The sequence below is a fragment of the Massilia sp. MS-15 genome (genome assembly GCF_020176695.1).
Lineage (GTDB): Bacteria > Pseudomonadota > Gammaproteobacteria > Burkholderiales > Burkholderiaceae_D > Telluria > Telluria hydrophila.
The window spans coordinates 287,578-312,955 of record NZ_JAIWIA010000001.1; the positions used below are offsets into that span (position 1 = coordinate 287,578).

25 protein-coding genes and 1 tRNA gene are annotated in these 25,378 nt (G+C 65.8%); 15 read left to right on the top strand and 11 right to left on the bottom strand.

The window, feature by feature from the left end:
• Positions 1-59: 59 nt before the first annotated feature.
• The 5 genes from LCI23_RS01395 to LCI23_RS01415 all read right to left on the bottom strand — a co-directional run bounded on the left by LCI23_RS01395 (position 60) and on the right by LCI23_RS01415 (position 3,801).
• Positions 60-1,232: a serine hydrolase gene (locus tag LCI23_RS01395; RefSeq protein WP_224942763.1), complete on the bottom strand. Its 1,173-nt coding sequence runs from the start codon at positions 1,230-1,232 to the stop codon at positions 60-62.
• Positions 1,233-1,240: 8 nt separating this feature from the next.
• Complete coding sequence (locus tag LCI23_RS01400) at positions 1,241-1,714, bottom strand: CYTH domain-containing protein (RefSeq protein ID WP_224942775.1); 474 nt, start codon at positions 1,712-1,714, stop codon at positions 1,241-1,243.
• A gap of 9 nt (positions 1,715-1,723) precedes the next feature.
• Positions 1,724-2,845, bottom strand: coding sequence for a M14-type cytosolic carboxypeptidase (locus LCI23_RS01405; RefSeq protein WP_224942781.1), 1,122 nt, complete (start codon positions 2,843-2,845; stop codon positions 1,724-1,726).
• An 84-nt stretch (positions 2,846-2,929) separates the two neighbouring features.
• Positions 2,930-3,301 carry a hypothetical protein gene (locus tag LCI23_RS01410; protein WP_224942782.1) on the bottom strand — a complete coding sequence of 124 codons (372 nt, stop codon included), beginning with the start codon at positions 3,299-3,301 and terminating at the stop codon, positions 2,930-2,932.
• A 191-nt stretch (positions 3,302-3,492) separates the two neighbouring features.
• Positions 3,493-3,801, bottom strand: a complete 309-nt coding sequence (locus LCI23_RS01415; protein WP_224943020.1) for a KGG domain-containing protein — start codon at positions 3,799-3,801, stop codon at positions 3,493-3,495.
• A gap of 283 nt (positions 3,802-4,084) precedes the next feature.
• Between LCI23_RS01415 and LCI23_RS01420 the strand changes: the two genes are divergently transcribed.
• The 6 genes from LCI23_RS01420 (at position 4,085) to LCI23_RS01445 (ending at position 8,403) form a co-directional block, all read left to right on the top strand.
• Positions 4,085-4,816, top strand: a complete 732-nt coding sequence (locus tag LCI23_RS01420) for a hypothetical protein (RefSeq protein WP_224942783.1) — start codon at positions 4,085-4,087, stop codon at positions 4,814-4,816.
• A complete protein-coding gene (locus LCI23_RS01425; protein WP_224942788.1) occupies positions 4,813-5,133 on the top strand; it encodes a hypothetical protein in 321 nt (106 codons plus the stop codon). The genes LCI23_RS01420 and LCI23_RS01425 overlap by 4 nt, the downstream gene beginning before the upstream one ends.
• Positions 5,134-5,332: 199 nt before the next feature.
• A complete protein-coding gene (locus tag LCI23_RS01430) occupies positions 5,333-6,331 on the top strand; it encodes a glycosyltransferase family 2 protein (RefSeq protein ID WP_224942791.1) in 999 nt (332 codons plus the stop codon).
• 7 nt (positions 6,332-6,338) lie between these two features.
• Positions 6,339-7,661 carry a glycosyltransferase gene (locus LCI23_RS01435; protein ID WP_224942794.1) on the top strand — a complete coding sequence of 441 codons (1,323 nt, stop codon included), beginning with the start codon at positions 6,339-6,341 and terminating at the stop codon, positions 7,659-7,661.
• Entirely contained in the window at positions 7,658-8,233 is a 576-nt protein-coding gene (locus LCI23_RS01440; protein ID WP_224942797.1) for an HAD-IIIA family hydrolase, read from the top strand. Before LCI23_RS01435 ends, LCI23_RS01440 begins: the two co-directional genes overlap by 4 nt.
• A gap of 93 nt (positions 8,234-8,326) precedes the next feature.
• A tRNA-Pro gene (locus LCI23_RS01445) sits at positions 8,327-8,403 on the top strand.
• A gap of 206 nt (positions 8,404-8,609) precedes the next feature.
• Here LCI23_RS01445 and LCI23_RS01450 read toward each other — a convergent pair.
• Positions 8,610-10,496 (bottom strand): MFS transporter, encoded by a 1,887-nt coding sequence (locus LCI23_RS01450; protein ID WP_224942800.1) that lies wholly within the window; start codon positions 10,494-10,496, stop codon positions 8,610-8,612.
• 334 nt (positions 10,497-10,830) lie between these two features.
• On the opposite strand from LCI23_RS01450, the gene LCI23_RS01455 reads away from it, so the two are divergent.
• Positions 10,831-11,058 carry a hypothetical protein gene (locus tag LCI23_RS01455; protein WP_224942802.1) on the top strand — a complete coding sequence of 76 codons (228 nt, stop codon included), beginning with the start codon at positions 10,831-10,833 and terminating at the stop codon, positions 11,056-11,058.
• 62 nt (positions 11,059-11,120) lie between these two features.
• On the opposite strand, the gene LCI23_RS01460 is transcribed toward LCI23_RS01455, so the two are convergent.
• From LCI23_RS01460 to LCI23_RS01470, 3 genes are all read right to left on the bottom strand, one after another.
• Positions 11,121-12,440 carry a homoserine dehydrogenase gene (locus LCI23_RS01460; RefSeq protein WP_224942804.1) on the bottom strand — a complete coding sequence of 440 codons (1,320 nt, stop codon included), beginning with the start codon at positions 12,438-12,440 and terminating at the stop codon, positions 11,121-11,123.
• A gap of 35 nt (positions 12,441-12,475) precedes the next feature.
• A complete protein-coding gene (locus tag LCI23_RS01465) occupies positions 12,476-13,702 on the bottom strand; it encodes a pyridoxal phosphate-dependent aminotransferase (protein ID WP_224942807.1) in 1,227 nt (408 codons plus the stop codon).
• Positions 13,703-13,893: 191 nt separating this feature from the next.
• On the bottom strand, positions 13,894-16,614 hold the full coding sequence (locus tag LCI23_RS01470; protein WP_224942812.1) for a DUF4214 domain-containing protein: 2,721 nt from the start codon (positions 16,612-16,614) through the stop codon (positions 13,894-13,896).
• A 172-nt stretch (positions 16,615-16,786) separates the two neighbouring features.
• Here LCI23_RS01470 and LCI23_RS01475 point away from each other — a divergent pair, with 172 nt between their 5' ends.
• The 5 genes from LCI23_RS01475 to LCI23_RS01495 all read left to right on the top strand — a co-directional run bounded on the left by LCI23_RS01475 (position 16,787) and on the right by LCI23_RS01495 (position 21,251).
• Entirely contained in the window at positions 16,787-17,167 is a 381-nt protein-coding gene (locus LCI23_RS01475; protein WP_224942814.1) for an Mth938-like domain-containing protein, read from the top strand.
• A 76-nt stretch (positions 17,168-17,243) separates the two neighbouring features.
• The gene (locus LCI23_RS01480) at positions 17,244-17,618 is read left to right on the top strand and encodes an SMR family transporter (RefSeq protein ID WP_224942816.1); all 375 of its coding nucleotides are present in this window, start codon (positions 17,244-17,246) and stop codon (positions 17,616-17,618) included.
• Between the two features lie 186 nt (positions 17,619-17,804).
• On the top strand, positions 17,805-18,275 hold the full coding sequence (locus tag LCI23_RS01485; RefSeq protein ID WP_224942818.1) for a peroxiredoxin: 471 nt from the start codon (positions 17,805-17,807) through the stop codon (positions 18,273-18,275).
• A 230-nt stretch (positions 18,276-18,505) separates the two neighbouring features.
• A complete protein-coding gene (locus tag LCI23_RS01490) occupies positions 18,506-20,365 on the top strand; it encodes a PhoH family protein (RefSeq protein ID WP_224942820.1) in 1,860 nt (619 codons plus the stop codon).
• A gap of 349 nt (positions 20,366-20,714) precedes the next feature.
• Positions 20,715-21,251: a hypothetical protein gene (locus LCI23_RS01495; RefSeq protein ID WP_224942822.1), complete on the top strand. Its 537-nt coding sequence runs from the start codon at positions 20,715-20,717 to the stop codon at positions 21,249-21,251.
• Here LCI23_RS01495 and LCI23_RS01500 read toward each other — a convergent pair.
• Entirely contained in the window at positions 21,248-22,900 is a 1,653-nt protein-coding gene (locus LCI23_RS01500; RefSeq protein ID WP_224942826.1) for an HD family phosphohydrolase, read from the bottom strand. The genes LCI23_RS01495 and LCI23_RS01500 overlap by 4 nt on opposite strands.
• A gap of 312 nt (positions 22,901-23,212) precedes the next feature.
• On the opposite strand from LCI23_RS01500, the gene LCI23_RS01505 reads away from it, so the two are divergent.
• From LCI23_RS01505 to LCI23_RS01515, 3 genes are all read left to right on the top strand, one after another.
• The gene (locus LCI23_RS01505; protein WP_224942828.1) at positions 23,213-23,461 is read left to right on the top strand and encodes a hypothetical protein; all 249 of its coding nucleotides are present in this window, start codon (positions 23,213-23,215) and stop codon (positions 23,459-23,461) included.
• Positions 23,462-23,679: 218 nt separating this feature from the next.
• A complete protein-coding gene (locus tag LCI23_RS01510) occupies positions 23,680-23,925 on the top strand; it encodes a hypothetical protein (protein ID WP_224942830.1) in 246 nt (81 codons plus the stop codon).
• A gap of 53 nt (positions 23,926-23,978) precedes the next feature.
• Complete coding sequence (locus LCI23_RS01515) at positions 23,979-24,212, top strand: hypothetical protein (RefSeq protein ID WP_224942832.1); 234 nt, start codon at positions 23,979-23,981, stop codon at positions 24,210-24,212.
• Between the two features lie 126 nt (positions 24,213-24,338).
• On the opposite strand, the gene LCI23_RS01520 is transcribed toward LCI23_RS01515, so the two are convergent.
• Positions 24,339-25,349 carry an inorganic phosphate transporter gene (locus LCI23_RS01520; protein WP_224942834.1) on the bottom strand — a complete coding sequence of 337 codons (1,011 nt, stop codon included), beginning with the start codon at positions 25,347-25,349 and terminating at the stop codon, positions 24,339-24,341.
• Positions 25,350-25,378 lie beyond the last annotated feature (29 nt).

The window sequence follows — 25,378 nt, forward strand, 5'->3', positions numbered from 1 at the left end:
GGTGGCCGCGCTCCTTCGTCCACCCTGCCGCCCGGCTGCGAATGCAGGCCAGCGCAGGGTCAGCGCGGCAGGCTGGCGATGACCCTGGTGGCGAAGTCGGCGACATTGCCGGCATGCCATCGCCAGACGATCACGAGATCGTGCTTGGGCGACACGAGGATGGTGTTGCTGCCCGCGCCCAGTGCGGCGTAGGCGTCGGCGGGCAGGCCCGGCAGGTTCCTGCCCTTGGTATTGAGCCACCACAGGTAGCCATAGTCCGGCCCGTGTGCACTCGGGCTCAGGGCCTCCTTCACATACGACGCCGGCAAGATCCGCTTGCCGCGCCATTCGCCGCCGCGCAGCCACAGGTAGCCGAAGCGCGCCATGTCCCAGGAGTTGATCCACATGCCGCCGCCCCAGCGCGTGCCGCCGCTCACCGACGGTAGCTGCTTGCCGTTCAGCTCCACGTAGCTGTTATGGTAGGGAACCCACTTCCAGCTGTTCGAGGCTCCGATCGGGTCCATTACCTGCTGCTGGAACACCTCCGGCACGGGCTGGCCGAACACGCGCAGCAGCGATAGCGCAAAGCGGTTGATGCGCACGTCGTTGTATTCGTAGAAGCTGCCTGGCGCCTGCAGTTCGCGTGGCTTGCGTTCGCCCGCACCGAACGCTTCCCTGCCGATGAAGTCGGCGTTCTTGCCCCACAGGCTGCCTTGCCACTCCGTTTCCTGCTGCAGGTGCTGCTTCCAGGTGACCTTGTCATTGCGCGGCGCCACGTAGCCGCCGTCGTTCACGCGCCTGGCCACAGGTTCATCGACGGCGATGCGGTCGTCGCGCACGGCCACGCCGGCCACCGTCGCCAGCATGCTTTTCGCCACCGAATACGTCGGGTCCACGAAACTGGTGTCGCCGAATTCGGCCACCACGAAGCCCTTGTAAATCACCAGTCCGTTGGTACGGGCGCGCGCAGTCGGCATCGAGCCCAGGCGGGCCCCAAAAGTGGCTTCCTGATCCGAGAAGTCGAGCGCGCGCGTGGTTTCGCGCGATTGTGCGAACTGCACCGCGGCCGCCAGCGCGGCGGCGTTGATGCCGAGCTCGGCGGGCGACTTGCGCGCCCAGTCGCCGGCCGGCGGGAAATAAGGTGTCGGCGTTGCGGCTGCGGGTGTGACGGCGCCGGCGAAGGTTGGCAGGAATGCGGGCAGCAGCGCGCCCAGGCACAGCGCCAGCACACTGCGGGGCGAAACACGGTTCATCGATTGATTCACGAGATGGCCCACTGAGAAAATGGCAAATGGATCAGGCTGGAATTGTAGTAGCGCTTGTCGCCGGTAACTTCCTTGCCGATCCAGTCGGGTTTGTCGAACGGGGCGTCTTCCGACGGCAGTTCGATCTCGGCCACCACCAGGCCGGCGTTCTCGCCCAGGAACTCGTCGACCTCCCAGGTAAAGCCGGCATGCGCGATGCGGCGCCGGTATTTTTCGACCATCGGACGCTCGCACAGGGTGTCGAGCAACTCCTGCGCGTCGGAAAGCGGAATCGGATATTCCCACTCGCCGCGGCTGACGCCCGTGCCCTTGCTCTTGATGGTGAGCACACCGGCAGCGCCCTCGATGCGCACGCGCACGGTGCGCATCGGGTCCGAGCACAGGTAGCCCTGACGCAGCAGGACCGGCTCGCCAAGCCGGCGCCAGGCCTCGCCGCTGGGCAGGAATTTGCGCTCGATCTCGACGCCCATCCCCTGCCCTCAGTCGAGCGTCTGCAGGATCGGCGTCAGGATCGCCGCGCCCAGCGCCGCGCTGCGCGCGCCGTTCCAGCCGGTGTGCGGGTCGGGCAGGTTGGCATTGTCCTTGAACGGCATTTCCAGGGTCAGCGACAGGCACTTGAAGGTGTGGCCGATGTACTTCGAGGCCAGGGTCAGCAGTTCTTCGTTGTACTTGCTGGCCGCATAGCCATATTCGTTCTGGAAGTCGGGGCTGGCCGCCATGTAGCGTTCGATGAAGGCGGTCTGGGTCGCCAGGCGCTCCGGGGTGAAGTCGGCCAGCATTTCGCTGCCGGCCACGAAGTTGTAGGGCAGCGCTTCGTCGCCGTGGATGTCGAAGAACATGTCGACCCCGGTCTCATGGATCTTGTCCTTGACGCACAGCACTTCCGGGCTGCGCTCGCGCGAAGGCGTCATCCATTCGCGGTTCAGGTTGGCGCCGGCCGCGTTGGTGCGCAGGTTGCCGCGCACCGAGCCGTCCGGGTTCATGTTCGGCACGATGTAGAACACGGCGCGCTGCAGCAGCTTGCGTGCCACCGGGTTGGCGCTGTCCAGCAGCGCATCCATCATGCCCTCGACGAACCATTCGGCCATGGTCTCGCCCGGATGCTGGCGCGCGATCACCCAGATCTTCTTTTCCGCCTGCGGATTGCCGATCACGACCAGGTTCATGTCGCGGCCGTCGACCGTGGTGCCGATGTCGAGTACGCGCGCGACCGGGTTTTCGGCCACTTCGCCCAGCAGGCGCAGGTGGCGCTCCCAGGTGTAGGGCTCGAAGTAGGCGTAATAGATGCTGTCGAGTTCCGGCGTATGGTTGACCGTCATCACCTGCCCATCGAAGCTGGTCGGCACGCGGAACCAGTTCTCGGTATCGTAGCTGGCCGCCACCTGGTAGTCCTCGAAGCCCTTCGGATAGGTGGCCTGGCCGGCGTTCAGGAAGCGGATCGTGCAGGCCTGGTCACGCACGCCCTGCAGGCGGAAGTGGAACCACTGGTGGATGTCGGCGTGCGAGTCCTTGCGCAGGTTCAGGTCGATCGCTTTCGGGCCGTCGGCGCGCACGACCTCGATGGCGCCGGAATCGAAGCATTGGCTGATTTTGATGGGCATGGCGGTTCCTTCTTTAGCGGGTCGAAAAATGCGCACCGTGCCGGAGCGGGCGGGCGCTGCCGGCCCTGCCCGCCCGGCGCCGGATCACTGCGCGTCGAGGTCGATCAGGTCCTTCGCGTACATGATCATGATCTGGCGCATCAGCTCGACGTTGCCGCGGTCGAGCACGACGGTCAGGTCTTCCTTGGCGTCGAGGACGAAGGTCATGCGGATCGCGCCGGGCAGTTCCTTGCACTGCACGTACTGGGCGCGCGGCGTGTAGGGATTGTCCCAGTCCTGCTGGGTGATCGCGGGAGGAGCCGGCGGCGCCTGCAAGTTCGGATCCTGGTTGACCGGCAGGTGCTTGAGCAGCCAGAACACGATGACGGCTGGCACGTAAATGCAGAGGTCGCTTGCGCCCTTGCTGGAAAACTTGACCAGCAACAGGTTGCCGACCCGGTCGCAGGACATGGACATGCTCTTGACTTGACGAATTACCGCTGGTTTCACGACGACGTTCCTAGGGAAAAGGTTGAAAAAGGCGCAGCGATTCTACCGCATCCCACCGTCCCGTTGTGTGGTATCGCGGTCGCCAAAACAAAACGGGGAGCTTGCGCTCCCCGTCATCATCTGCCTGTCACCCGTGGCGGGGCAAGCCGCGCCGCGCCCTATTCCTTCGAGCCACGGCCCCCCTGGGAATTGCGGCCGCCCTTGGAGGAGGAGGCGCGCGATGGGCCGCCCGAACCGGCGCTGGCCGACTGGCGGTTGCCGTGGCTCATGCTGCCGGCACGGCGGGCTTCTTCCGAGGTGAATTCGTGGGCCGTACCCTTGGCATGGGCGGCCTTGCCGCCCTGGCTGGCGATTTCCCGCTGGCGCGCGGGATCCATCGATGCGAAACCGCGGTTGCGGGTGCCACTGCTCTGGCTGTTACCGCCCTGGTTGCCACCTTGCTTGCTACCTTGATTACCTGAGGCCATGATCATGTTCTCCCTTGTACGCTATGAACCGCCGCGTCCTGCGGCAGGCTTGCTCCGGCTGCACCCGAAGCCCGATGAGCAGCCGGCAAAATCATCTTAGGTAGGACGGATGAATGCCGGTATAGGACGTTTTCAGATGACTTTGTAGGACTTCACGCGACAGAAAATGCACCAGTGAAAATACACTTCCAGTAGTCAACAAACCGCCGGCCAGCCCTTCCGTATCCGTCCTACACGACACCCCTACGTCTTCCTATACTGTATTCATGGATAGCGGAGCATCATGGCAATTTCAGGCGCGGCCGAGGCCAGCGCCGGCATCTCGAAAGGAGTCGACATGGACGCGAACCAACGTAGCGAGTTCAACAACCAGACGAATAACGGCGCCAACGAAAAGTGGACGCCCGGCGCCAGGGGCAACACCGGAAGTGGTCCGCTCGACCACACTTACCCACAGGGTCCGGGACAGGACGCGGTGGTCCGCGGCGAGAATGCAATGCAGGCCGGGCAGGACCCTTCGCGCATGGGCCAGCAGCAAGTCGCCGCCGAGGATGGCGGCCGGGCCGACCATGAAACGACACTGCCGGGCGCCGTTACGGCAGACTTGCCGGGCGGTTCGCTGCAAAGCCAGCAAACTGGCGGCTCGGGGCCGCAGCAGGGCATCACCGACAGCCACCAGCGCGCCATGGAGCAGCATTCGCAGGCCTGGGGCCTGCTGGAGCAACCCGTTGGCCACCGCGCCAGGGGTTCCGGCACCGACCTGCGCGCCCATCCGGCCAACCAGGCCGGCCACAGCCAGGACGCGCATGCCATGAACCCGCAGGATCCGGCCCAGCCCGAACTGCAGGGCGGCTCGCTCGGCGCCCACCATGGCATGGCACCCGGCACCCACCAGTCCCAGGGTACAACCGCCCAGGTCGGCTACGGCAACCAGCAGAGCGCGGCAGCCCATCGCGAGGGAACTGGCATGGCGATCGGCCCGCATCCACAGCAACAGCCCAGGAGGGAACAATGAACAATCCACATCAGCAGGACCAGCAGGACAGCACTGACCGCAGCGGCTCGCAGACCGGCCGGGACGGACGCGAAGCCGGCAGCGCCGACGTGCACCAGTCGAACGACGTGACTGGCGGCCTGCCGCGCAGCCCGGGCAATAGCGGTCCGCGCACCGAGGACCAGGGCTGGAAACCGGGCCAGAGCGTGCAGGCCGAGACCGATCCGGTCCACGAATCGAACGACGTGGCCGGCGGACTGCCGAAGAGTCCGGCCGGTGCCAACCGGCTGGCGGGCGACCGCAAGATGGACGACGACACCGGTTTTTCACGCCAGTAGTTTTTTCCCATGGCGGAGAGGCTGCCGCCTCCCCGTCCTCTTCCCATGAATCCTTGATCCACATCCAGGCTACCCCAGCCGGGTGGAACCGCGCCTTCGCGCCCTGACTCCAAACCTACTCGACACGCCCTGGCGTTCGCGGCTGCAGCTGTGGCTTGCGATCCGGCCAGGCGCGTCCAGGCCAATGTGGAGACGGGACATGCCTGATAGTACGGATGAAGACAACATTGCAGTATCGGTGATCGTGCCGGCCTGCGGCCGCCTCGACCTGCTCGACCGTTGCCTGGACGCACTGGTGCGCCAGGCGCTCGACCCGCGGCACTACGAGATCGTCGTCGTCGATGACGAGCCGAACCACAATACCCTGCACCTGGTCTCCGGCTGGCGCAGCCGCAGTGTCGAGCGCGGCCCGCGCCTGTCCTATGTCGCCAATCCGGGACCGGCCTGCCCCGCATCGGCCCGCAACCGCGGCTGGCGTACCGCGCGCGCGCCCATCCTTGCCTTCACCACCGATGACGCAGTGCCCGACCCGCGCTGGCTGGCGGCCGGGCTGGCCGCCTTCGGCGACGGGGCCGATGTCGTCTGCGGCCGCATCCAGACACCGGCTCCCGCGCGCGCCGCCGAGCGGCCGTTGCACGCGCCGGGCCCCGTGGAAGCGGGCTTCACCAGCGCCAGCTGTTTCTTCCGCAAGCACGTGCTGGAGGGCCTGGACGGCTTCGACGAGCGCTTCAGCCTGCCGCGCGCGGGCGATGCCGACATGTACTTCCGCCTGCTGGAACAAGGCTTGCTGATCGTACGCGCGCCGGACGCGCTGGTGGACTACCCACTGCCCCCGCCGCCCTGGGGCGCGAGCCTGCTGCAGATCCGTCATGCGGTGTTCGATGCCCTGCTCTACAAGAAACACCCGGCGCTGTACCGGCAGATGGTGGAGCCGCGTCCATGCTGGAACCACTACGCGATCACCGGCCTGCTACTGCTCGCGCTGGCCGGGCTGCTGGCTGGCCTGCCGGTCCTGGCTGGCCTGGCCTGCGCCGCCTGGCTGGCGCTGACGGCGCGCCTGTGCGCGCAGCGCTTGCGCGGCCTGGCGCACACGCCGCCCCAGCTGGCCGAGATCATACTCACGTCCATCCTGCTGCCGCCCTTGACGGTATTCTGGCGGCTGGCGGGCGCGCTGCGCTACCGGGTGCGATTCGCATGAGGCCCTCATGAGCGGAGCGATCGCCAGCAGGCGCTACCACATCGCGCTCATCAGCGCACATGCCTCGCCGCTGGCCCCGGCCGGTGCTGCGCATGGGCTCCCCCAAGCCTGCGTGGCCGGGCTCGCACGCGAACTGGGCCGCGCCGGGCACAGCGTGGACGTGTTCACGCGCCGCGTCGCCCCCGGGCAGCAGACGCTGGTGCACTGGCACGACCGGGTCCGTGTGATTCACGTGCCGGCCGGGCCGGCAGGCTACCTGTCCGGTGCGCAGCTGCCGCCCCACGCCGATGCGTTCGCCCGCTTCGCCACCCGCTTCTCCGCCCATTCAGGGCGCCGCCAGGACCGGCCCTACGATATCGCCCATGCCAGCTCGACCGCTTCCGGCCTGGTCGCCCGCCAGCTGAAGGACCTCCTGGGCCTGCCCTTCGTATTCACCGTCCACGCGCTGGCGCGGCCGCGGCGCCACGGGCCGGGCGCGGCCGACAGCCTGGCCGCGGCCCGCATGCGCATCGAAGCCGAGCTGATGCGTGCAGCCGACCGCGTCATCGCCGGCAGCGAGCAGGAGCGCCACGACCTGGAGCGCCTGTACACGGTGCCGCTCTCGCGCATTGCGGTCGTGCCCTGCGGTTTCGCGCCCGAGGAGCTGTGGCCGCTGCCAATGGCCGAAGCCCGTACCCGCCTCGGCCTCGATGCGGACCGCTTCACGGTGCTGCAGCTGGGACGACTGGCGCCACGCAAGGGCACCGATACCGTCCTGCAGGGCCTGGCCCTGCTGCGCCACCGGCATGGCATCGATGCCCAGCTGCTGGTCGTGGGCGACGCCGGCGCCGACGCCGACGGGCGGCCGGGCGACAGCCTGGAAACGGCCCGCCTGCGCGGGGCCGCGGCCGAGCTCGGCATCGGTGCGCACGTGCGTTTCACGGGCCAGCTGCCGCGTGGCGCGCTGCGCGACTACTATGGCGCCGCCAATGCGGTGGCCTGCCTGCCCTGGTATGCGCCCTGCGGCATTACGCCGCTCGAGGCCATGGCTTGCGCGCGCCCGGTGCTCGGCTCGGAAGTGGGCGGCATGCCCAGCCTGGTCGAAGACGGAGTGAGCGGCTTCCTGCTGCCCCCGCGCGATCCGGCGGCGCTCGCCGAGCGCCTGGCGCGCCTGCAGCGCCACCCCGCACTGGCGCTGGCGATGGGCGCGGCCGGACGCCGGCGCGCCTGCGAACGCCATACCTGGCGCCAGCTTGCCGGCCAGGTGGCGGCGCTATACACCGAGGTACTGGCCGACCGGCAGCCTGGGCCTGGCGCCGGGCCCGGGCCGCGGCGCGTGGTGCTGACATGAAAGCGGTTTTCCTCGACAAGGACGGTACCCTGGTCGACGCCCCGCCCTACAACGTCGAACCGCGCCACGTCCGTTTGGTCAGTGGCGCCGGCGCCGCCCTGCGCCTGCTGGCGCGGCTCGGCTACCGCTTCTTCGTCGTCGCCAACCAGTCCGGCATCGCGCATGGCTGCTTCGGCGAAGAGGCCATGGCGCCGCTGGCCCAACGCCTCGCCGAACTGCTGCTGGGTGAACAGCTGAGGCTCGAAGGCTTCTATTACTGCCCGCACCATCCGCTCGGCACGGTCGGGGCCTATGCCCGGTCCTGCGCCTGCCGCAAGCCTGCACCTGGCATGCTGCTCAAGGCGGCCACCGAGCATGCGATCGACCTGCGCGCCTCCTGGATGATCGGCGACATCCTGCACGACGTGGAAGCGGGCAACCGCGCCGGGTGCCGCACCCTCCTGATCGACAATGGCAACGAGACCGAATGGCGGCTCGGTCCGCGCCGGGTGCCGACCCGCATGGCGCCCGACCTGTATGCGGCGGCGGTGCTGATCGCCGGCCACGACGAGGCCCGCGGCGCAGCGCATTGACGTGCCTGCCTGTGTCACCGCAAGAAGCTGGCGGGCAGCCTATTACAAAAACTCAAGTTTTTGGACGAGCTCTGATATAATTTCGGAGTTCGTCGGGGCGTAGCGCAGCCTGGTAGCGTACCTGCATGGGGTGCAGGGGGTCGGAGGTTCGAATCCTCTCGCCCCGACCAACACAATCAATGAGTAAGGCCAGCCATGGAGCTGGCCTTTTTCATTTCGGGGGGCTCTGGTGTCCGGCAAGCAGCCGGATTCGAGATACATCATTCGCAGGAGTGAGTGCGAAACGCCTGCTCGGGCGCGCGGTGTCGCGCTCGTCGCCTTGCTGGACAATACGTAGGGCGGTCGAAGGTGAGCTTGCAAGGCGGATTGCCTTCGCCTATCGCCAGTCACCTCGCAAGGCCAGCACCTGCTGCTGCAGGTATTCGGGCGAAGCCGCTTCCGGCGCCACCGGCTGCCCCACCGCCAGGGCCAGCCTCGAGCGGATGCCGCGCGCAAACGAGCGCTCGAACACGTTCGACGGATCGCGCGTAAACACGCTGCCCCACAGGCCGCGCAGCGCCATCGGGATGACCGGCACCTTGCTGCGCTCGACGATCTTGGCGATACCGCCGCGGAATTCGTTGAGCTCTCCCGTGTGAGTCAGCTTCCCTTCCGGGAAGATGCACACCAGCTCGCCCTCATGCAGGGCCTGGGCGATGTCCACGAAGGCGCGTTCCATCATGAAGGGATCTTCCTTGGCGGGGGCGATCGGGATCGCCTTCGCGGCCCGGAAGATCCAGCCGAAGAAGGGGGTCTTGAAGATACGGTGGTCCATCACGAAGCGGATCGGGCGCGGGCTGGCGGCGCCGATCACCAGCGCGTCGACATAGCTTACGTGGTTGCAGACCAGCACCGCCGCGCCCTGCTCGGGAATACGGTCGGCGTCGATGGTACGCACCCGGTAGCCGGTGTGGATCAGCATCCAGGCCAGGAAGCGCATCAGAAATTCTGGCACCAGCGAGAAGATGTACACGGCCACGCAGGCGTTCAGCAGCGCCGTCACCAGGAACAGCTCGGGAATCGTGAAGCCCTGACCCAGCAACACGATGGCGACGCCGGCCGCGGCCACCATGAACAGCGCATTCAGGATGTTCATGCCGGCGATGGTGCGCGAGACGTGCTTCTGGTCGCAGCGGGTCTGGATCAGGGCGAATAGCGGCACGATGAACAGGCCGCCGAACACGCCGATCAGCACCAGGTCGGCCATGATCCGCCACGCGTCCGGCAGGGCCAGCAGCGCGAGGGCGTCCACCGTCGCGGTATTCGTATACGCCACGCTGGCGAAATACAGGTCGATCCCGCACACCGACAGGCCGATCGAACCGAAGGGCACCAGCCCGATCTCGACCTTGTGGCCGGACAGTTTTTCGCACAGCAGAGAACCGGCGCCGATCCCGAGCGAGAACACGGTCAGCAGCAGCATGATGACGCTGTGGTCGCCATGCAGGTAGTCCTTGGCGTACAGGGGAAATTGTGACAGCACCAGCGCGCCATAGAACCAGAACCAGGAATTGCCCAGCATTGACAGGAACACGGTGCGGTTCTGGCGCGAGAACTTCAGGTTGCGGATCGATTCGGCCAGCGGGTTGCGGCTGATTCTCAGCTCGGGCGCCGGTGCCGGCGACGGCGGAATGCGCCAGCTCGCCGCCAGCCCCAGCAGCGCGCACAGCAGCGTGCCGCCGGCAACCAGCTCGATGCCCCAGGGCTTGTAGCCGACCAGCAATGTCCCCACCACCTCGCCCAGCAGGATGCCGACGAAGGTACCCATCTCGATCACGCCATTGCCGCCCACCAGTTCTTCCGGCTTGAGCTGCTGCGGCAGGTAGGCATACTTCACCGGCCCGAACAGGGTCGAGTGCAGGCCCATGCCGACCACGGCCGCCACCAGGATCCACAGCGTGTGCGTGAGCCAGCCGATGCCCGCCACCAGCATGATGGCGATTTCCAGCAGCTTGACGAAGCGCGCCATGCGCCCCTTGTCGAACTTGTCGGCGATCTGGCCCGCGGTTGCCGAGAACAGCACGAAAGGCAGGATGAACAGGCCGGCCACCAGGTTGTTCAGCAGGGCCGGATCGGCACTGGTCCAGTTCGCGGTGTCGAAGGTCAGCGCAACCAGCAGCGCGGTCTTGAACAGGTTGTCGTTGAATGCGCCGAAAAACTGGGTCCAGAAAAACGGACCGAAGCGGCGTTGCGTCAGCAGGGAAAACTGGCTCGGTTGGCTCATGCGATGGGCTCGGTTGACGTGCGAATCAGGAAGAATCAGTAAGAATGAGTAAAGATTAGGAAACCATAATCTACAACAGGAAATTGGGGTAATACAAAGCTTATTGCCCACTTCCATCTTTGCGTCGCCGATGCTAATCCTTGCGGTCTCACCTGGCGATACGCCAAAAGGAGCCCGCATATTCAAGGAATAGAACACTGAAACCAGGGAGAGTCTGCCACGCGGCAGAGGCAAGTTTTCGCCTGGAAAGACGCATTGAGCAACTTGGTTGAAGTGGATCAATGCCTTGCCATGGCCAGCGATCGTGCGCGGCTACGCGGGATAGAATCGGCGGATGGCTTCTTCGAACTTCCTGCTGTGCTATGCGAGCGTGACGACCGCCCTGTTCGAACACATCGAAGACGACATGCTGGACCAGTCGCTGGCTTTGCTGGATGACGATTTCCTCGACGACGGCGCGCCGCCCGCGCCAGTCACTGGTGCGCGAGCGCTGCCGCTCCTCGACTTTCGCTGCCACCCTTGCCTCGAACTACGTGCCGATCCGGACAGCCCCGAAAAATGATTCGAATTCAGGGTCATTAAGCCAAATTCGAATCATGTTCAATACTGCACCGCGGTCCGGCTTCAGGCCAGCGCTTCCAGCCGGATGCGGGTCACCTTGCCGATGACGGCAGGCAGCGCCTCGATCTTCCCGATCGCGGCATTGATGTTCTTCTCCCGGGTCTGGTGGGTCAGCATGATGATGTCGAGATTGACCTGGTTGCCCGGCTCCTTCTGCAGCACGGCATCGATCGAGATGCCGGCGTCGGCCAGGATGCGGGTCAGGTCGGCCATCACGCCCAGCTGGTCCTTCACATACACGCGCAGGTAGTAGCTGGTGGTGATCTCGTCCATCGGCACGATGGCGACATCGGTCATCTGGTTCGGCTGGAAGGCCAGGTGCGGCACGCGGCAATACGGATCCACGGTGGCCAGGCGGGTCACGTCGACCAGGTCGGCGATCACGCTCGAGGCGGTCGGTTCCGCGCCGGCGCCCTTGCCGTAGTACAGCGAGGCGCCGACGGCGTCGGCCTGCACCAGCACCGCGTTCATCGCGCCTTCCACGTTGGCGATCAGGCGCGCGGCGGGGATCAGGGTCGGGTGCACGCGCAGTTCGATGCCCTCCCCTTTTTCGGTATGCGTGCGGCGCGTGATGCCCAGCAGCTTGATGCGGTAGCCGAGCTGCTCCGCATACGAGATATCGCGCGCCTGCAGCTGGCTGATGCCCTCGATGTAGGCCTTGTCGAACTGCACCGGGATACCGAAGGCGATCGCCGACATCAGGGTCAGCTTGTGCGCCGCGTCCACGCCCTCGATGTCGAAGGTCGGGTCGGCCTCGGCGTAGCCGAGTTCCTGGGCCTGCTTCAGCACGGTGGCGAAATCCAGGCCCTTCTCGCGCATTTCGGTCAGGATGAAATTGGTGGTGCCGTTGATGATGCCGGCCACCGATTCGATGCGGTTGGCGGTCAGGCCTTCGCGCAGCGCCTTGATGATCGGCACGCCGCCGGCCACGGCCGCCTCGAAGGCGACCGTCACGCCCTTGGCCTGGGCCGCGGCGAAGATCTCGTTGCCGTGCAGCGCCAGCAGCGCCTTGTTGGCGGTGACCACGTGCTTGCCGTTGGCAATGGCCTGCAGCACCAGCTCGCGCGGCAGCTCGTAGCCACCGATCAGCTCGACGACGATGTCGATGTCCGGGCTGTTCACCACCGCGAACGGGTCGGCGACCACCTCCACGCCCGTGCCGACGATCGCGCGCGCCTTGTCCAGGTTGCGCGCCGCCACCATCGTGATCTCGATTCCGCGGCCGGCGCGGCGGCGGATGTCTTCCTGGTTGCGCTGGAGGACGTTGAAGGTGCCGGCGCCGACGGTGCCGATGCCCAGGAGGCCTACTTTGATGGGTTTCATGATCTCGCTTCTTGTGATGGTACGAGCTGACGCGCTCAGCGTCCGTGGCGCCGGCGGTAGCCGTCCAGGAAGCGCGCGATGCGCCCGCAGGCGTCGGTCAGGTCGTCGGAATTGGGCAGGAACACCAGCCGGAAATGGTCGGGGGCGATCCAGTTGAAGCCGGTGCCTTGCACCAGCAGCACTTTTTCCTCGGATAGCAGTTCGCAGATGAACTGCTGGTCGTCCGTGATCGGGTACATCTGCGGATCGAGGCGGGGGAACATGTACAGCGCCGCTTTTGGCTTGACGCAGGACACGCCCGGAATATCGGTCAATAGCTTGTGCGCCAGGTCGCGCTGTTTCAGCAGGCGTCCGCCGGGCCCGACCAGGTCGGCGATGCTCTGGTAGCCGCCGAGCGCGGTCTGGATCGCGAACTGGCCCGGCGCGTTCGCGCACAGGCGCATCGAGGCCAGCATGTTCAGGCCTTCGATGTAGTCCTTCGCGTGGCGCTTCTCGCCCGACACCACCATCCAGCCGGCGCGGTAGCCGCAGGAACGGTAGTTCTTCGACAGGCCATTCAGGGTCACGCACAGCACGTCGTCGGCGAGCGAGGCCAGTGACACGTGCTCGGCGCCGTCGTACAGGGTCTTGTCGTAGATCTCGTCGGCATACACGATCAGCCCGTGCTGGCGCGCCAGTTCGAGGATCTCCAGCAGCACTTCGCGCGGATACAGGGCGCCGGTCGGGTTGTTCGGGTTGATCACCACGATCGCGCGCGTATTCGACGTGATCTTGCGGCGCATGTCGTCGATGTCGGGCAGCCAGCCGGCGCCCTCGTCGCACACGTAGTGGATCGGCGCGCCGCCGGCCAGGCTGACGGCGGCCGTCCACAGCGGATAGTCCGGCGCCGGCACCAGCACTTCGTCGCCGCTGTTGAGCAGGCCCTGCATGGCCATGACGATCAGCTCCGAGGCGCCATTGCCCAGGTAGATGTCGTCGATGCCGACCCCGGCGATGTTCTTGCTCTGCGTATAGTGCATGACCGCCTTGCGCGGCGCAAACATGCCCTTCGAGTCGGTATAGCCGGCCGCGCCGTGCATGTTGCGGATCATGTCGTGCACGATCTCGTCGGGCGGGTCGAAGCCGAACACGGCCAGGTTGCCGATGTTCAGCTTGATAATCTTCTGCCCCTCTTCCTCCATCGTCCGTGCCCGTTCCAGGGCGGGGCCGCGGATCTCGTAGCAGACGTCGTCGAGCTTGTTCGATTTCAGGATCGGTCGCAAGATGCCCTCGGTATGGTGGCGCCATGCGGCACGCATGCCGCAATGTGTCGCAGTGGGTCGCAATCGGCGCACTTTTGTTGCAGTGCGAAAAATACCATTCTGCCGAAAGCGACCGATTTAAGCAACCTCGGCCATGTTGAGCCCTGCTCCCGCGATGCAGCAATACAGCAATACAGCATCCCGTCCCGGCTTCAGCCCCAGACGAAGTCGGCCACGCTCGGCGCGCCGGTATTCCCGTACATGAGGAACACCATGTCCACGCCGCCATTGAAATTGCCGTCGCCATCGATGTCGACGAACAGGTAGCCGTCCTCGTCGCCGAAGCTGCCGAAAGCGAGCGAGCGATTGGTGCCGCCATCGTTGAAGAAGCCCGCGCCATTGCCGATCACGTCGTTCAGCGCCGACCAGTTGTTCGAATACATGTCGTGCACGGCGATCGCGGCGCGGTTGGCGCCGGCCGCCAGGTGCAGGCTAGAGAGGTCGATCTTGTCCACGCCCGACTGGAAGTAGTAATAGGTGTCGATCCGGTCGACCGGATTGCTGCTCGGGACGAAATAGGAATCGCTGGCCTTGGCGAAGCGGATGATGTCGGCGACACCCTCCTCGCGCGACAGCATCAGCTCGTCCTTGCCGCCATTGCCCTGGAAGACGATGCCGACGTCGGTGCCTTCGACCCCATCCTTGCCCGCGCTGCCCAGGTAGGTCAGGCGGCTCGCCATGCCGTCGGCCGTGTTGACGACACCGGCGAAATCGATGTCCCCGCCCGATGCGCTGGCGTCGAACAGCGACAGCGTGCTCGCATACACGGCGGTGAGGTCGAGGCTGGCGTTGCCGGTCACCTTCAGGGTCTTGGCGCCATCGATGTTGAGATAGGAAATCGCATTCGCATAGTCGGCCGCCATCCTGCCCTGCTCGACCGTGCCGACAGCCGAATGCAGGTTGATGGTCTCGATGCCCTTGGCCTCGATGGTGTTGACCTCGACCTGGCCGTCCGCCAGGCCGTTGGCGATGCCGTCGCGCGCCGTCAGCGAGATCGACAGGACGTCGTTGGCGCCGGAAGCGTCCTTCAGGCCGAAGGTGATATTCCCGCGCATCCACAGCGACTCGGCGGCCTTGCCGTCGATGTCGATGTTGACCGGCTCCGAGACCAGCTTGATGCTGGAGTTGGCCCGCCCGTTGACGAACTCGACGTCCTCGCGCAGCTGCTTGCTGGCGTACAGGGTGGTCACGCTGCCCGCCTTGTCCAGGTCGTATTCGCCCTTCCCGCTCGAGAAGTCCAGGGTCTCGAAGTTGGTGAACACCTGGCCCGGCGTCGCCAGCAGGGCCGCGTCGTTGACGATCATCCAGTCGTCGCCGCCGACGCCGCCGTCTACCTTGGCGCCCTGTTGCGCGGCGCGGCTGAAGTCGAACACGTCGTTGCCGGCGCCGAGCTGGATCGTGGCGCTGCCGGCCAGCGCGCCGGTCAGGACCAGGTGGTCGTTGCCACTACCGCCCTTGACCGACAGGTTGGTGGCGCTGGCGATCGTCAGCCGGGTGTTGCCGCCATAGGTACTGGCATCGAAGGCATTGAAGGGCAGGATGCCGGACAGGTCGGCCTGCATGCTGCCGCTGCCCTTGAGGGTGATGGTCTTGAGCGCATCGGCCGCCGCCAGTGCCGTCGTCACCAGTTCCAGGCCGCCGACGGTCGTGATGTTCAGCGCGGCCGCCTTGGCCATGTCGAGGTTGGCCTTGACCCGCACCGGCACCTGTTCCGGGATCGTCACTTCGGGCGCGCTGGTGCTCAGGTTGACCGTGGTGGCTTCGGCGTCCTTGATGGTCGCGCCGCCGGTGACCAGTGCCAGGCCCAGGTCGAGCGTGTGGCCGGCGGTGGCGTTGACGATGGTGGCGTCCTGGCTGGTGTTGGCCAGCGTGACCTTGGTCAGCGCATTGCCGGTGAGGGTGGCCACCCCGGTATGGCCGCTGACGGCGATCGCCTTGCCGCCGGCCACGGTCACCGCGCCCGCCGTGGTCGTGATGCTGGCGCTGGCCGCATCGCCGATCTTCAGGCTGACCGCGCCCCTGGCGTCGAAGCTGAGGGTGCGCATGTCGGCCTGGCCGCTCAGGTCGTAGGCCGCGCCGGCGCTGCCGACGCCGGCGCCCGAGCGGCCGACGAAGTTCTCGATGCCGCTGGTGCTCACGCCGGCCGGCAGTGCCGCCAGGCCGTTGCCATTGACGTCGTCCAGGACCAGGGTGTCGTTGCCGCCGCCGCCCTTCAGGGTGTCGCCGGCACCCAGGGTCGCGGCGGTGGCGCGGAAGGTATCGTCGCCGCCACCGCCGGTGAAGGCCACGCCGGCATCGACGTTGGCGGTGAGGTCGAAGCTGATCGGCGCGCGGCTGGCGGCGACGAAGGCGGCCACCGAGGCCGCCAGCTTCTCCGGCGTGATCGCCTCGGCCAGCGAGGCGTCGGTGGTGATCGGCTTCAGGAAGGCGCGGGTGGCGGCGTGCGCTTCGTCGCCCAGGTAGGCGGCGCGTTCCGGGTGGGTATCGAGCGCGGCGGTGAAGGCGGTGGCCGCCGTCACCTTGTTGTTGAAGGCTTTCAGGTCCTCGTTCTGGGCGCCCTTGGCGATCTCGGTGACCACCACGTCGATCGTCATCAGGCGCTTGTCGAGGGCGTTCGACCAGAAATCGACGCCGGCCGCCTCGGGCTCGCGCCCGAACAGGTTGATGTACACGGTGCGCACGATCTCGTAGTTGTTCTTGCCGGCAAAGGTCAGCTGGTATTCGTTCGACTTGGCGAACTCGGCCGAGATCATCGAGGTGTCGCCGTTGGCGCCAGCCACGATGCCCTCCCACCACTCCAGGCCACCGGCATCGGCGGGACGGCTGAAGTAGGCGACATAGAGTTTCTGGATTGCGGTGGTGTAGAGAGCCATGTGATGTTTCCCGGTTAAGTTTGCTGGAACGAACAGAGCGCATTAACCCATACACATGCCTGGCCGGAATACCCCCCGGCATGGGGGGTATGGCCGCACTATCGGGCCGGGCGTGCGAAGCGGACTGCCGCTCCGGTTACAATGGCTGCTTTCGATCCGGCCACGCGCGACGATGAAGCTTCATTCCGACAATACCCAGCAATACCAGACGGTTACCGGCTACGATGCCAGCGGCGTCGAGATCAATGCCCAGCGCTACCAGTACAGCCTGACCGTGATGCCCGAGACGCCGCCGCGCGCCTGGAACGTGGCGCGCTTCGAAGACCTGAGCGCCGCCCATTTCGAGGAGATCGCGAAGGACAGGCCCGATGTGGTGGTGCTCGGCACCGGCGAGCGCCAGCGCTTCGTGCATCCGAAGCTGGTGGCCAGCCTGTCGGCCATGCACGTCGGGGTCGACTGCATGGACAGCCAGGCCGCCTGCCGCACCTACAACGTCCTGATGGGCGAAGGCCGCAAGGTCACCCTGGCCCTGATCATCGGCGCCGGCGCCTGAGCCCGCATGGCTGGACACTTCCGCACCCGCGTGCGGCGGGCCCGGCCGTGCCTGTGCAACCCCTGACAATCGCAACATGAACCCATCGGCCTTTGCCTTCATCATCACCGGCGTCATCCTGAACGCCGCCGCCCAGCTGCTGCTCAAGGCGGGTACCAATGCCCTCGGCGGCGCCATCCACCTGACCCGCGACAACTGGCTTGCCACGGGCCTGAAGGTCGCGACCCAGTGGCCGATCGTGGTCGGCATGCTGTGCTACGGCGTCTCGCTGGTGGTCTGGATCCTCGGCCTGTCGCGCACCGACGTCACGGTCGCCTATCCGATGCTCTCGCTGGGCTACGTGATCGGCGCGGTCGGCGCCTGGATGTTCCTGGGCGAAGTCATTTCGCCCCAGCGCATGCTGGCGATCGGGGTCATCATGCTGGGCGTGGTTTTGCTGGCACGCAGCTGATCACCAGCACGGCGATAAATATTTCCACTTTGTATCTTGAAGAAATGAAAACCTGCACCATATCGCCGGGAAACACCCCGTCCACGCAGGACTAGCAAGGGGCGGCGGCGGCGATTATCATTCCGGTATCCCTACCCTGCTCCGCAGGACCCGGCGGCAGCGCCGCCATGACACCAGGAGAGCCCCGTGGCCGAGAGCCCAACCGCCGCAACCGTCGAGAACTTTTCCGCCCCGATGACGGGCGACCAGACCTTCCAGCTGGCAGGCCGTCCAGCCAAGTACACCGTGCTGTACTTCTACCCGAAGGACAATACCCCGGGCTGCACCACGGAAAGCATCGCCTTCCGCGAAGCCTGGCCGGAGTTCCAGGCGGCCAATACCGAGATCTACGGGATCAGCCGCGACTCGCTGCGTTCGCACGAGAACTTCAAGGCCAAGCTCGGCCTGCCCTTCGAACTGGTCTCCGACCCGGAGGAAACGGTGTGCACGCAGTTCGGTGTCATGAAGATGAAAAACATGTACGGCAAACAAGTGCGCGGCATTGAGCGCAGTACGTTTATCATTGACGCTCAAGGCCGATTGGTGAAAGAATGGCGTGGCGTGAAAGTCAACGACCACGTGGCCGAAGTGCTGGAATTTGTGAAGAGCCAGCCTTGATACGGAAGGCTCTCCTTTCCACCAGTTGATCAACTTGCTGGATACCCGCCACCTATTTTGAGTCACACCGCAACCCATCAGCACGCAATCTCCCGCTGGCAGCCGGACCGGCATCCTCCGGCTGCAGCCCTTGCCTCAGCAATCCCCCAAGTAGCATCGTTTTCGTGCAGCGGCGCGCCCCTGGCAGCGCCCGCACGTCCATATAAGTCCATTTTCGAATCGAGAACCTGATGCCACTGCCAAAAATGCCAACCAAGCCGGCGACCATGCTGCTGGCCAAGGATTACCCCAAGGCCGAACCGGGCAAGTCGCCCGTGCGCCCCGCGGCCGCCAAGAGCGAACCCGAACTCGAAGAACTGATCAGCGGCCAGGCCGTGGCCGCGCCAAAGCCGGCCCGCGCCACCAGGGGCCGCGGCAAGGCCGCACCGGCCGCCGCCAATGACGCCGCCGCCGCCGTGCGCGGCGCCGCTCCGGCCGACGCAGTCGCCGCCCCTGCCCCGGCTGCTCCCGCGGACGAGGCGCCTCCGGCCAAGGCGCCGGCGCGCAAGTCGAAGGACGGCGCCGGGGCGCGCCTGCCGGCTGTCCGTCTGCGCGAGACGGACGCGGACCAGCCGCATCCGGCCAAGCACAAGCCGGTCGAAGTCACGGTCAAGTCTTCCACCAGCCGCAAGGCCGACAAGCTCGGCGCCACCAAGGTGTTCGTGCTCGACACCAACGTCCTGATGCACGATCCGACCTCGCTGTTCCGCTTCGAGGAACACGACGTCTACCTGCCAATGATGACGCTGGAAGAACTCGACAACCACAAGAAAGGCATGTCGGAAGTCGCGCGCAATGCGCGCCAGGTGGCGCGCACCCTCGACGCCCTGATCGCCAATGTCGATGACGACGCGATCGAGGCCGGCATCCCGCTGGCCAAGCTGGGCAACAAGGATGCGCGGGGCCGCCTCTACTTCCAGACCAACCTGGAATCGGCGCCGCTGCCGGAAGGCCTGCCAGAAGGCAAGGCCGACAACCAGATCCTGGGCGTGGTGCGCGCGCTGGAACAGCGCATGGCCGGACACGCCATCGTGCTGGTGTCGAAAGACATCAACATGCGCATCAAGGCGCGGGCACTGGGCCTGCCGGCCGAGGATTACTTCAACGACCACGTGCTGGAAGACACCGACCTGCTGTACTCGGGCATCGTCCAGCTGCCGGACGATTTCTGGAACAAGCATGGCAAGGACATGGAGTCCTGGCAGGAAAACAAGAACGGCAATTCGGCCACCTATTACCGCGTGACCGGCCCGGTGATCCCGACCTTGCTGGTCAACCAGTTCGTGTTCATCGAGCCGCAGGGCGGCGAAGCGCCCTTCTATGGCCAGGTAAAACAGATCAACGGCAAGACCGCCGTGCTCCAGACCCTGCGCGACTACAGCCACAACAAGAACAACGTGTGGGGCATCACGGCGCGCAACCGCGAGCAGAACTTCGCGCTGAACCTCCTGATGAACCCGGAGTGCGATTTCGTCACCCTGCTCGGCCAGGCTGGTACCGGCAAGACCCTGCTGGCGCTGGCCGCGGGCCTGGCCCAGGTGCTCGAGACCAAGCAGTACAACGAGATCATCGTCACCCGCGTCACGGTGCCGGTGGGCGAGGACATCGGCTTCCTGCCGGGCACCGAGGAAGAGAAGATGTCGCCGTGGATGGGCGCGTTCGACGACAACCTGGAAGTCCTGATGAAGTCCGACAGCGACGGCGGCGACTGGGGCCGCGCCGCGACCCAGGACCTGATCCGCTCGCGTATCAAGATCAAGTCGCTCAACTTCATGCGCGGCCGCACGTTTGTCAACAAGTTCCTCATCATCGACGAGGCGCAGAACCTGACGCCGAAACAGATGAAGACCCTGGTCACGCGCGCCGGTCCCGGCACCAAGATCCTGTGCCTCGGTAACATCGCCCAGATCGACACGCCTTACCTGACCGAGGGCTCGAGCGGCCTGACCTATGTGGTCGACCGCTTCAAGGGCTGGAGCCACAGCGGCCACGTCACCCTGGCGCGCGGCGAACGCTCGCGCCTGGCCGACCACGCCACCGAAGTGCTGTAAGCCTGCCGCGGCCTGCAGTCCCGCAGGCATGTTCCGGAACGCTCGCCGCAAGGCGGGCGTTTTTCATTTCCGCCCTCTATTCCTGCCGCATGATCCTGCTCCTGAAACTCCTGCTCGTCCCTTCCCTGATCGCCCTCGTTACCCTGGCCGGCCGGCGCTGGGGACCGGCGGCGGCCGGCTGGCTGTCCGCCTTCCCCATCGTCTCGGGTCCGATCCTGCTCGTCATCGCGCTCGAACAGGGCGCGGACTTCGCGGCGACGGCCAGCGCCAACACCCTGCTGGCGGTGCTGGCCATCCTGGCGTCAGCATCGTCTATGCGCGCTGCGCCCGGTTCGGGATGGCGCGTGCCATGCTGGCCGCCCTGCTCGCCTATGCGCTGGCGGTGGCGCTGCTGCAGGCGTCCACGCTGGCGCCCTGGCCCGCCTTCGCCGCGGTGCTGCTGGCGCTGCTGCTCGCGCCACGCCTGTTCGGGCCGGCCCCGGCCGCGGCATCGCACCGCGCCGCCACCGGCAAGCCGGGGGCCGACCTGCCCTGGCGCATGCTGGCCGGCGCCGTGCTCGCGTTCGGCGTGAGCCAGGCCGCGGCCGGCATCGGCCCGCGCCTGTCGGGCCTGTTCGCGATGTTCCCTGTGATGAGTACGGTATTGGTGGGCTTCTCGCACCGCGCCAGCGGTCCCGCTTTCGCCGTGGCCCTGCTCAGGGGCATGGTGAATGGCTATGTTGCTTTCGCGGCCTTTTGCATGGCGCTGTCGCTGCTGCTGCGCACGCATCCGCTCCGCCAGGCCTTCGCCCTGGCCACCGCTGCCGCGCTCGCGGTGCAGCTGGGCGTGAAGGGCGTGCTGCTGGTGCGGGCGCGCCGGCCGGCGGGCACGGGCCGGGCGTCCTAGGGCCGGTAGCCGGGGATGCGGGACTCGTCGACCGCGTCGATCTGGCGTGCATCCATGTTCTTGTGCGCGAACTGCAGGTAGACGCGCTCGCGCACGAAGATGTCGAACAGGTCCCGGTCGATGTGGCCGTTGAGCGCGAAGCGGCCCAGGATGTGCAGCGATTCGGACAGCGTCTTGCCCCTCTTGTAGGGCCGGTCGCAGGCGGTAAGGGCCTCGAAGATGTCGGCGATCGCCATGATCCGCGCCTGCACCGACATCTGCTCGCCCACCAGGCCTTTCGGGTAGCCCTTGCCGTCCATGCGTTCATGATGGCCGCCCGCGTACTCCGGCACGTTCTTCAGGTGCTTCGGCCAGGGCAGCGACTCCAGCATGCGCACGCTGACATCGATGTGGTTGTTGATGATCTTGCGCTCGGCCTCGGTCAGGGTACCGAAGCGCACGGTCAGGTTTTCCACTTCGTCCGCGCCGAGGAAGGGCCGCTCCTGCCCGTCGGGACCGGTCCAGCGGTAGGCGCCGATGCGCCGCACGCGCGCCTGGTCTTCCGGCGACATGCCCTCGCTGCCGACATTGGCGCGGCGCAGGAAGTCGCGGTCGGCGCGCAGGCGCCCCTGTTCCGAACGCAGGCGGTCGTCGATCGCCGCCGGATTGGCGTCCGGCGCGCAGCGCGCGCGCAGGGCGCGGATCTCGGCGTCGCGCAGCAGCACCTCGAAGCGCGTGTCGATCAGCGCGATGCGGTCGAAAATGGTTTCCAGCTTGGTCGACTTGTCGACCACGTGCACCGGCGTGGTGATCTTGCCGCAGTCGTGCAGCAGGCCGGCCAGCCACAGTTCCTTGCGGTCGGCATCGGTCATGCGGAAGTCCGCCAGCGGTCCGCTGCGGGTCTGGTGCACCGCTTCCGCCAGCATCATGGTCAGCTCCGGCACGAACTGGCAATGGCGGCCCGTATACGGCGATTTTTCGTCGATGCCGATGTTGATCAGGTTGACCAGCGCTTCGAGCAGGTCTTCCAGCTGCTGGACGAGGAGCTGGTTGGTCAGCGCCAGCGCGGCCTGCGCCGCCAGCGCCTCGATGAAGCGCTGGTCGGTCTCGGTAAACGGGCGAATCCTGCCCTCTGCTCCGTCCTCGGCCGGGGTCCTGGCGTTGACCAGCTGTAGCACGCCGACCATCTCGCCTTCGTGGTCGGCCATCGGCACCGTCAGGATCGATTGCGAGCGGTAGCCGAAGCTGGCGTCGAAGCGGCGGATGCCGGAAAAATTGAACACGTCGGCCTGGTAGACATCTTCGATGTTCACCGACTGGTGGAAGTTGGCGGCATAGGCCGCCACCGAGCTCACGTTCTGGTTGCCGTGGCCGTCGTAGAGCGGCACCGGTGCCATCGCGATCGGCGCGCCATGCACGCCGCCCTGGCAGATGCCAAGGGTGTCGTAGATCGAGATGTGGAAGCACAGGTGGCTGCGGTCTTCGCTGGGACGGTACAGGGTACCGCCATCGGCGCCTGTCATGTGCTTGGCGACCCGCAGAATACGGTCGAGCAGCGGGTCGAGCGGGTCGAGCCGGGCGGCGGAGCCGTGCATGTACCCGAGCGCCAGGCTGACCTCGGTCAGCTGGTGCAGGCGCTGCGCAATCTGCTCGGGGTTCAGCTCATCCATGATGGTGGTTCTGCGATACATACCATTACAGCAATTTTATTTGTCAAAAAGCAATTTTACGCAGTGTAGCTTTCTTGTGTCCGGCTGTATATGGGCATTGGGTAAATAGCCCGACAATTACAAATTTGAGACGCTTTTCAGGACAAACCCGCGATGATGATTTGATGTTCAAAAGCATAACGATCAATGCGCGGACGCCTTGCATCCTGCCGGCGCGCCAAGGAATTGCCGCCCTCACCGATAACAAGACGGTCAGGTTGGCTTGCCTCAGGTAGTTGCGCTACCTGCCTTCCATCCTTCAGGAGAAGTTTGATGAAATACCTGCCTCTTTCCGCGGCCCTCGCCCTGGTCTTCAGCCTGGCCGGCTGCGCCACCGAAACCCCGGCCAATGGCGAGAAAGTCGTTCGCGAAGAAGCCTATGCGCCGGTCGGCACCATGATTCCACGCAAGAACGGCACCGGGCTGGGCGCCGCGCCGATCACCGCGGTCAGCAAGACCGCCGTCGAGAACGCCCGTGCGATGCAGTCGAACGGCATCGCCGGCCTGCCGGCCCAGCCTTGAAGCGGCGCGCGGGCGCGCCCTGTCCGGTAGCGGAACCAGGCGCGGCAACGCTCCTGGTTTTTTTGCGCCCGCGCTCCATCCTGACAGGGTAATTGCAGGTCGAAGAGCCAAAAAAAGGTTTTTTACCTTGATGTAACACTACAATGGCTGAGGCCAGTTTCAGTAATCGGCGATCCATGCATGGCGCCTGGATCGCCCTTGAAAGGAGGTGAGCGGTGATGAAGAACATTCTTGGCTTGGGCCTGACATTGGCCTGTGGCATGCTGGCCGGCTGCGCCAGCCCGGGTTCCAACCCACCGGGCGCGAAGGTCGCCGATACCAGCGGCTATGCGCCGACCGGCACCTTTATCAAGCGCAAGGATGGCGAGGGGCTGGGTCCGACCCTGATCGGCACCGTTCCCAAGCAGGAGACCGAGAACGCGCGCGCCATGATGTCCTCGGGACAGGGTTCACGCTACTGGTAAGCCAGGGGCGGCAAGCGCCTCTCACAAATCGACAGAAAAGGAGCAGTACCAAGATGAAGAAGTTGATGATGGCCGCCGCGGCCAGCACCCTGCTGGGCGGTTGCGCCTACTACGCTCCATCCGCGGGCGAGAACGTGGCGGCGGAAGGACGCTATGTCCCCACCGGCAGTAATATTCCACGCAAGAAGGGCGAAGGCACGAGCGTGGTCAGCACCATGAGCGCCGTCGAGCTTGAAAGCGCGCGCATGAATCCGGGCACGGCGCCAGAACTGCCGCCTGGCCAGTAAGCCACTACGCCGCGCGCCCGGCAAGACGCGGAAGGCGGCGTCCGGTCCGCCCATCTGCTGATCGCGAAAAACAAAAGGCCAGGAATCCTGGCCTTTTGTTTTGGTGGCCCGCCACAGCGGGCGCGCTTACATGATATGGGTGCCGATCCACCAGGCAATCGCAGCCATGAAGGCGGATGCCGGGATGGTGAAGATCCAGGCCCAGACGATGTTGCCCGCCACGCCCCAGCGCACCGCTGAGGCTTTCTGCGAGGCGCCCACGCCGACGATCGCGCCGGTGATGGTGTGGGTGGTCGAGACCGGGATGCCGAAGAAGCTCGACATCAGGAGGGTCATGGCACCGCCGGTTTCCGCGCAGAAGCCGCCGACCGGCTTGAGCTTGGTGATCTTCTGGCCCATGGTCTTGACGATGCGCCAGCCGCCGAACAGCGTGCCGAAGGCGATCGCCGCGTAGCAGGAAATGATGACCCAGGCCGGCGGATGCGTATCGCTGGCGCTGACGTAGCCGGCCGCGATCAGCAGCATCCAGATGATGCCCATGGTTTTCTGCGCATCGTTGCCGCCGTGACCCAGCGAGTAGGCGGCGGCCGAGACCAGCTGCAGGCGGCGGAACCAGGTGTCGACCTTGCGCGGGGTCGATTTCACGAACAGCCAGGACACGATCAGCATGATGATCGAACCCAGCACGAAGCCGAGCAGCGGCGCCACCACGATGAAGGCCACGGTCTTGATCAGGCCGCCGGAGACCAGCGAGCCGGTGCCGGCCTTGGCCACGGCCGCGCCGACCAGGCCGCCGATCAGGGCGTGCGAGGACGAGGACGGGATGCCGTAGTACCAGGTGATGATGTTCCAGGTGATCGCCCCGACCAGGGCGCCGAAGATCACGTAGTGGTCGACCACATGCGGGTCGATGGTGCCCTTGCCGATGGTCTGGGCGACTTTCATGTTCACCACGAAGATGGCGATGAAATTGAAGAAGGCAGCCATGGCCACCGCGTGCTGCGGCTTGAGGACACCGGTCGACACCACGGTGGCGATCGAGTTCGCCGAATCGTGGAAGCCGTTCATGAAGTCGAACACCAGTGCCAGCAGCACCAGGAAGCCCAGCACGTAAATGCTGATGGTTATAGTTTCCATGTTTATTCTTGTTGTGCGCGTGGCGCGGT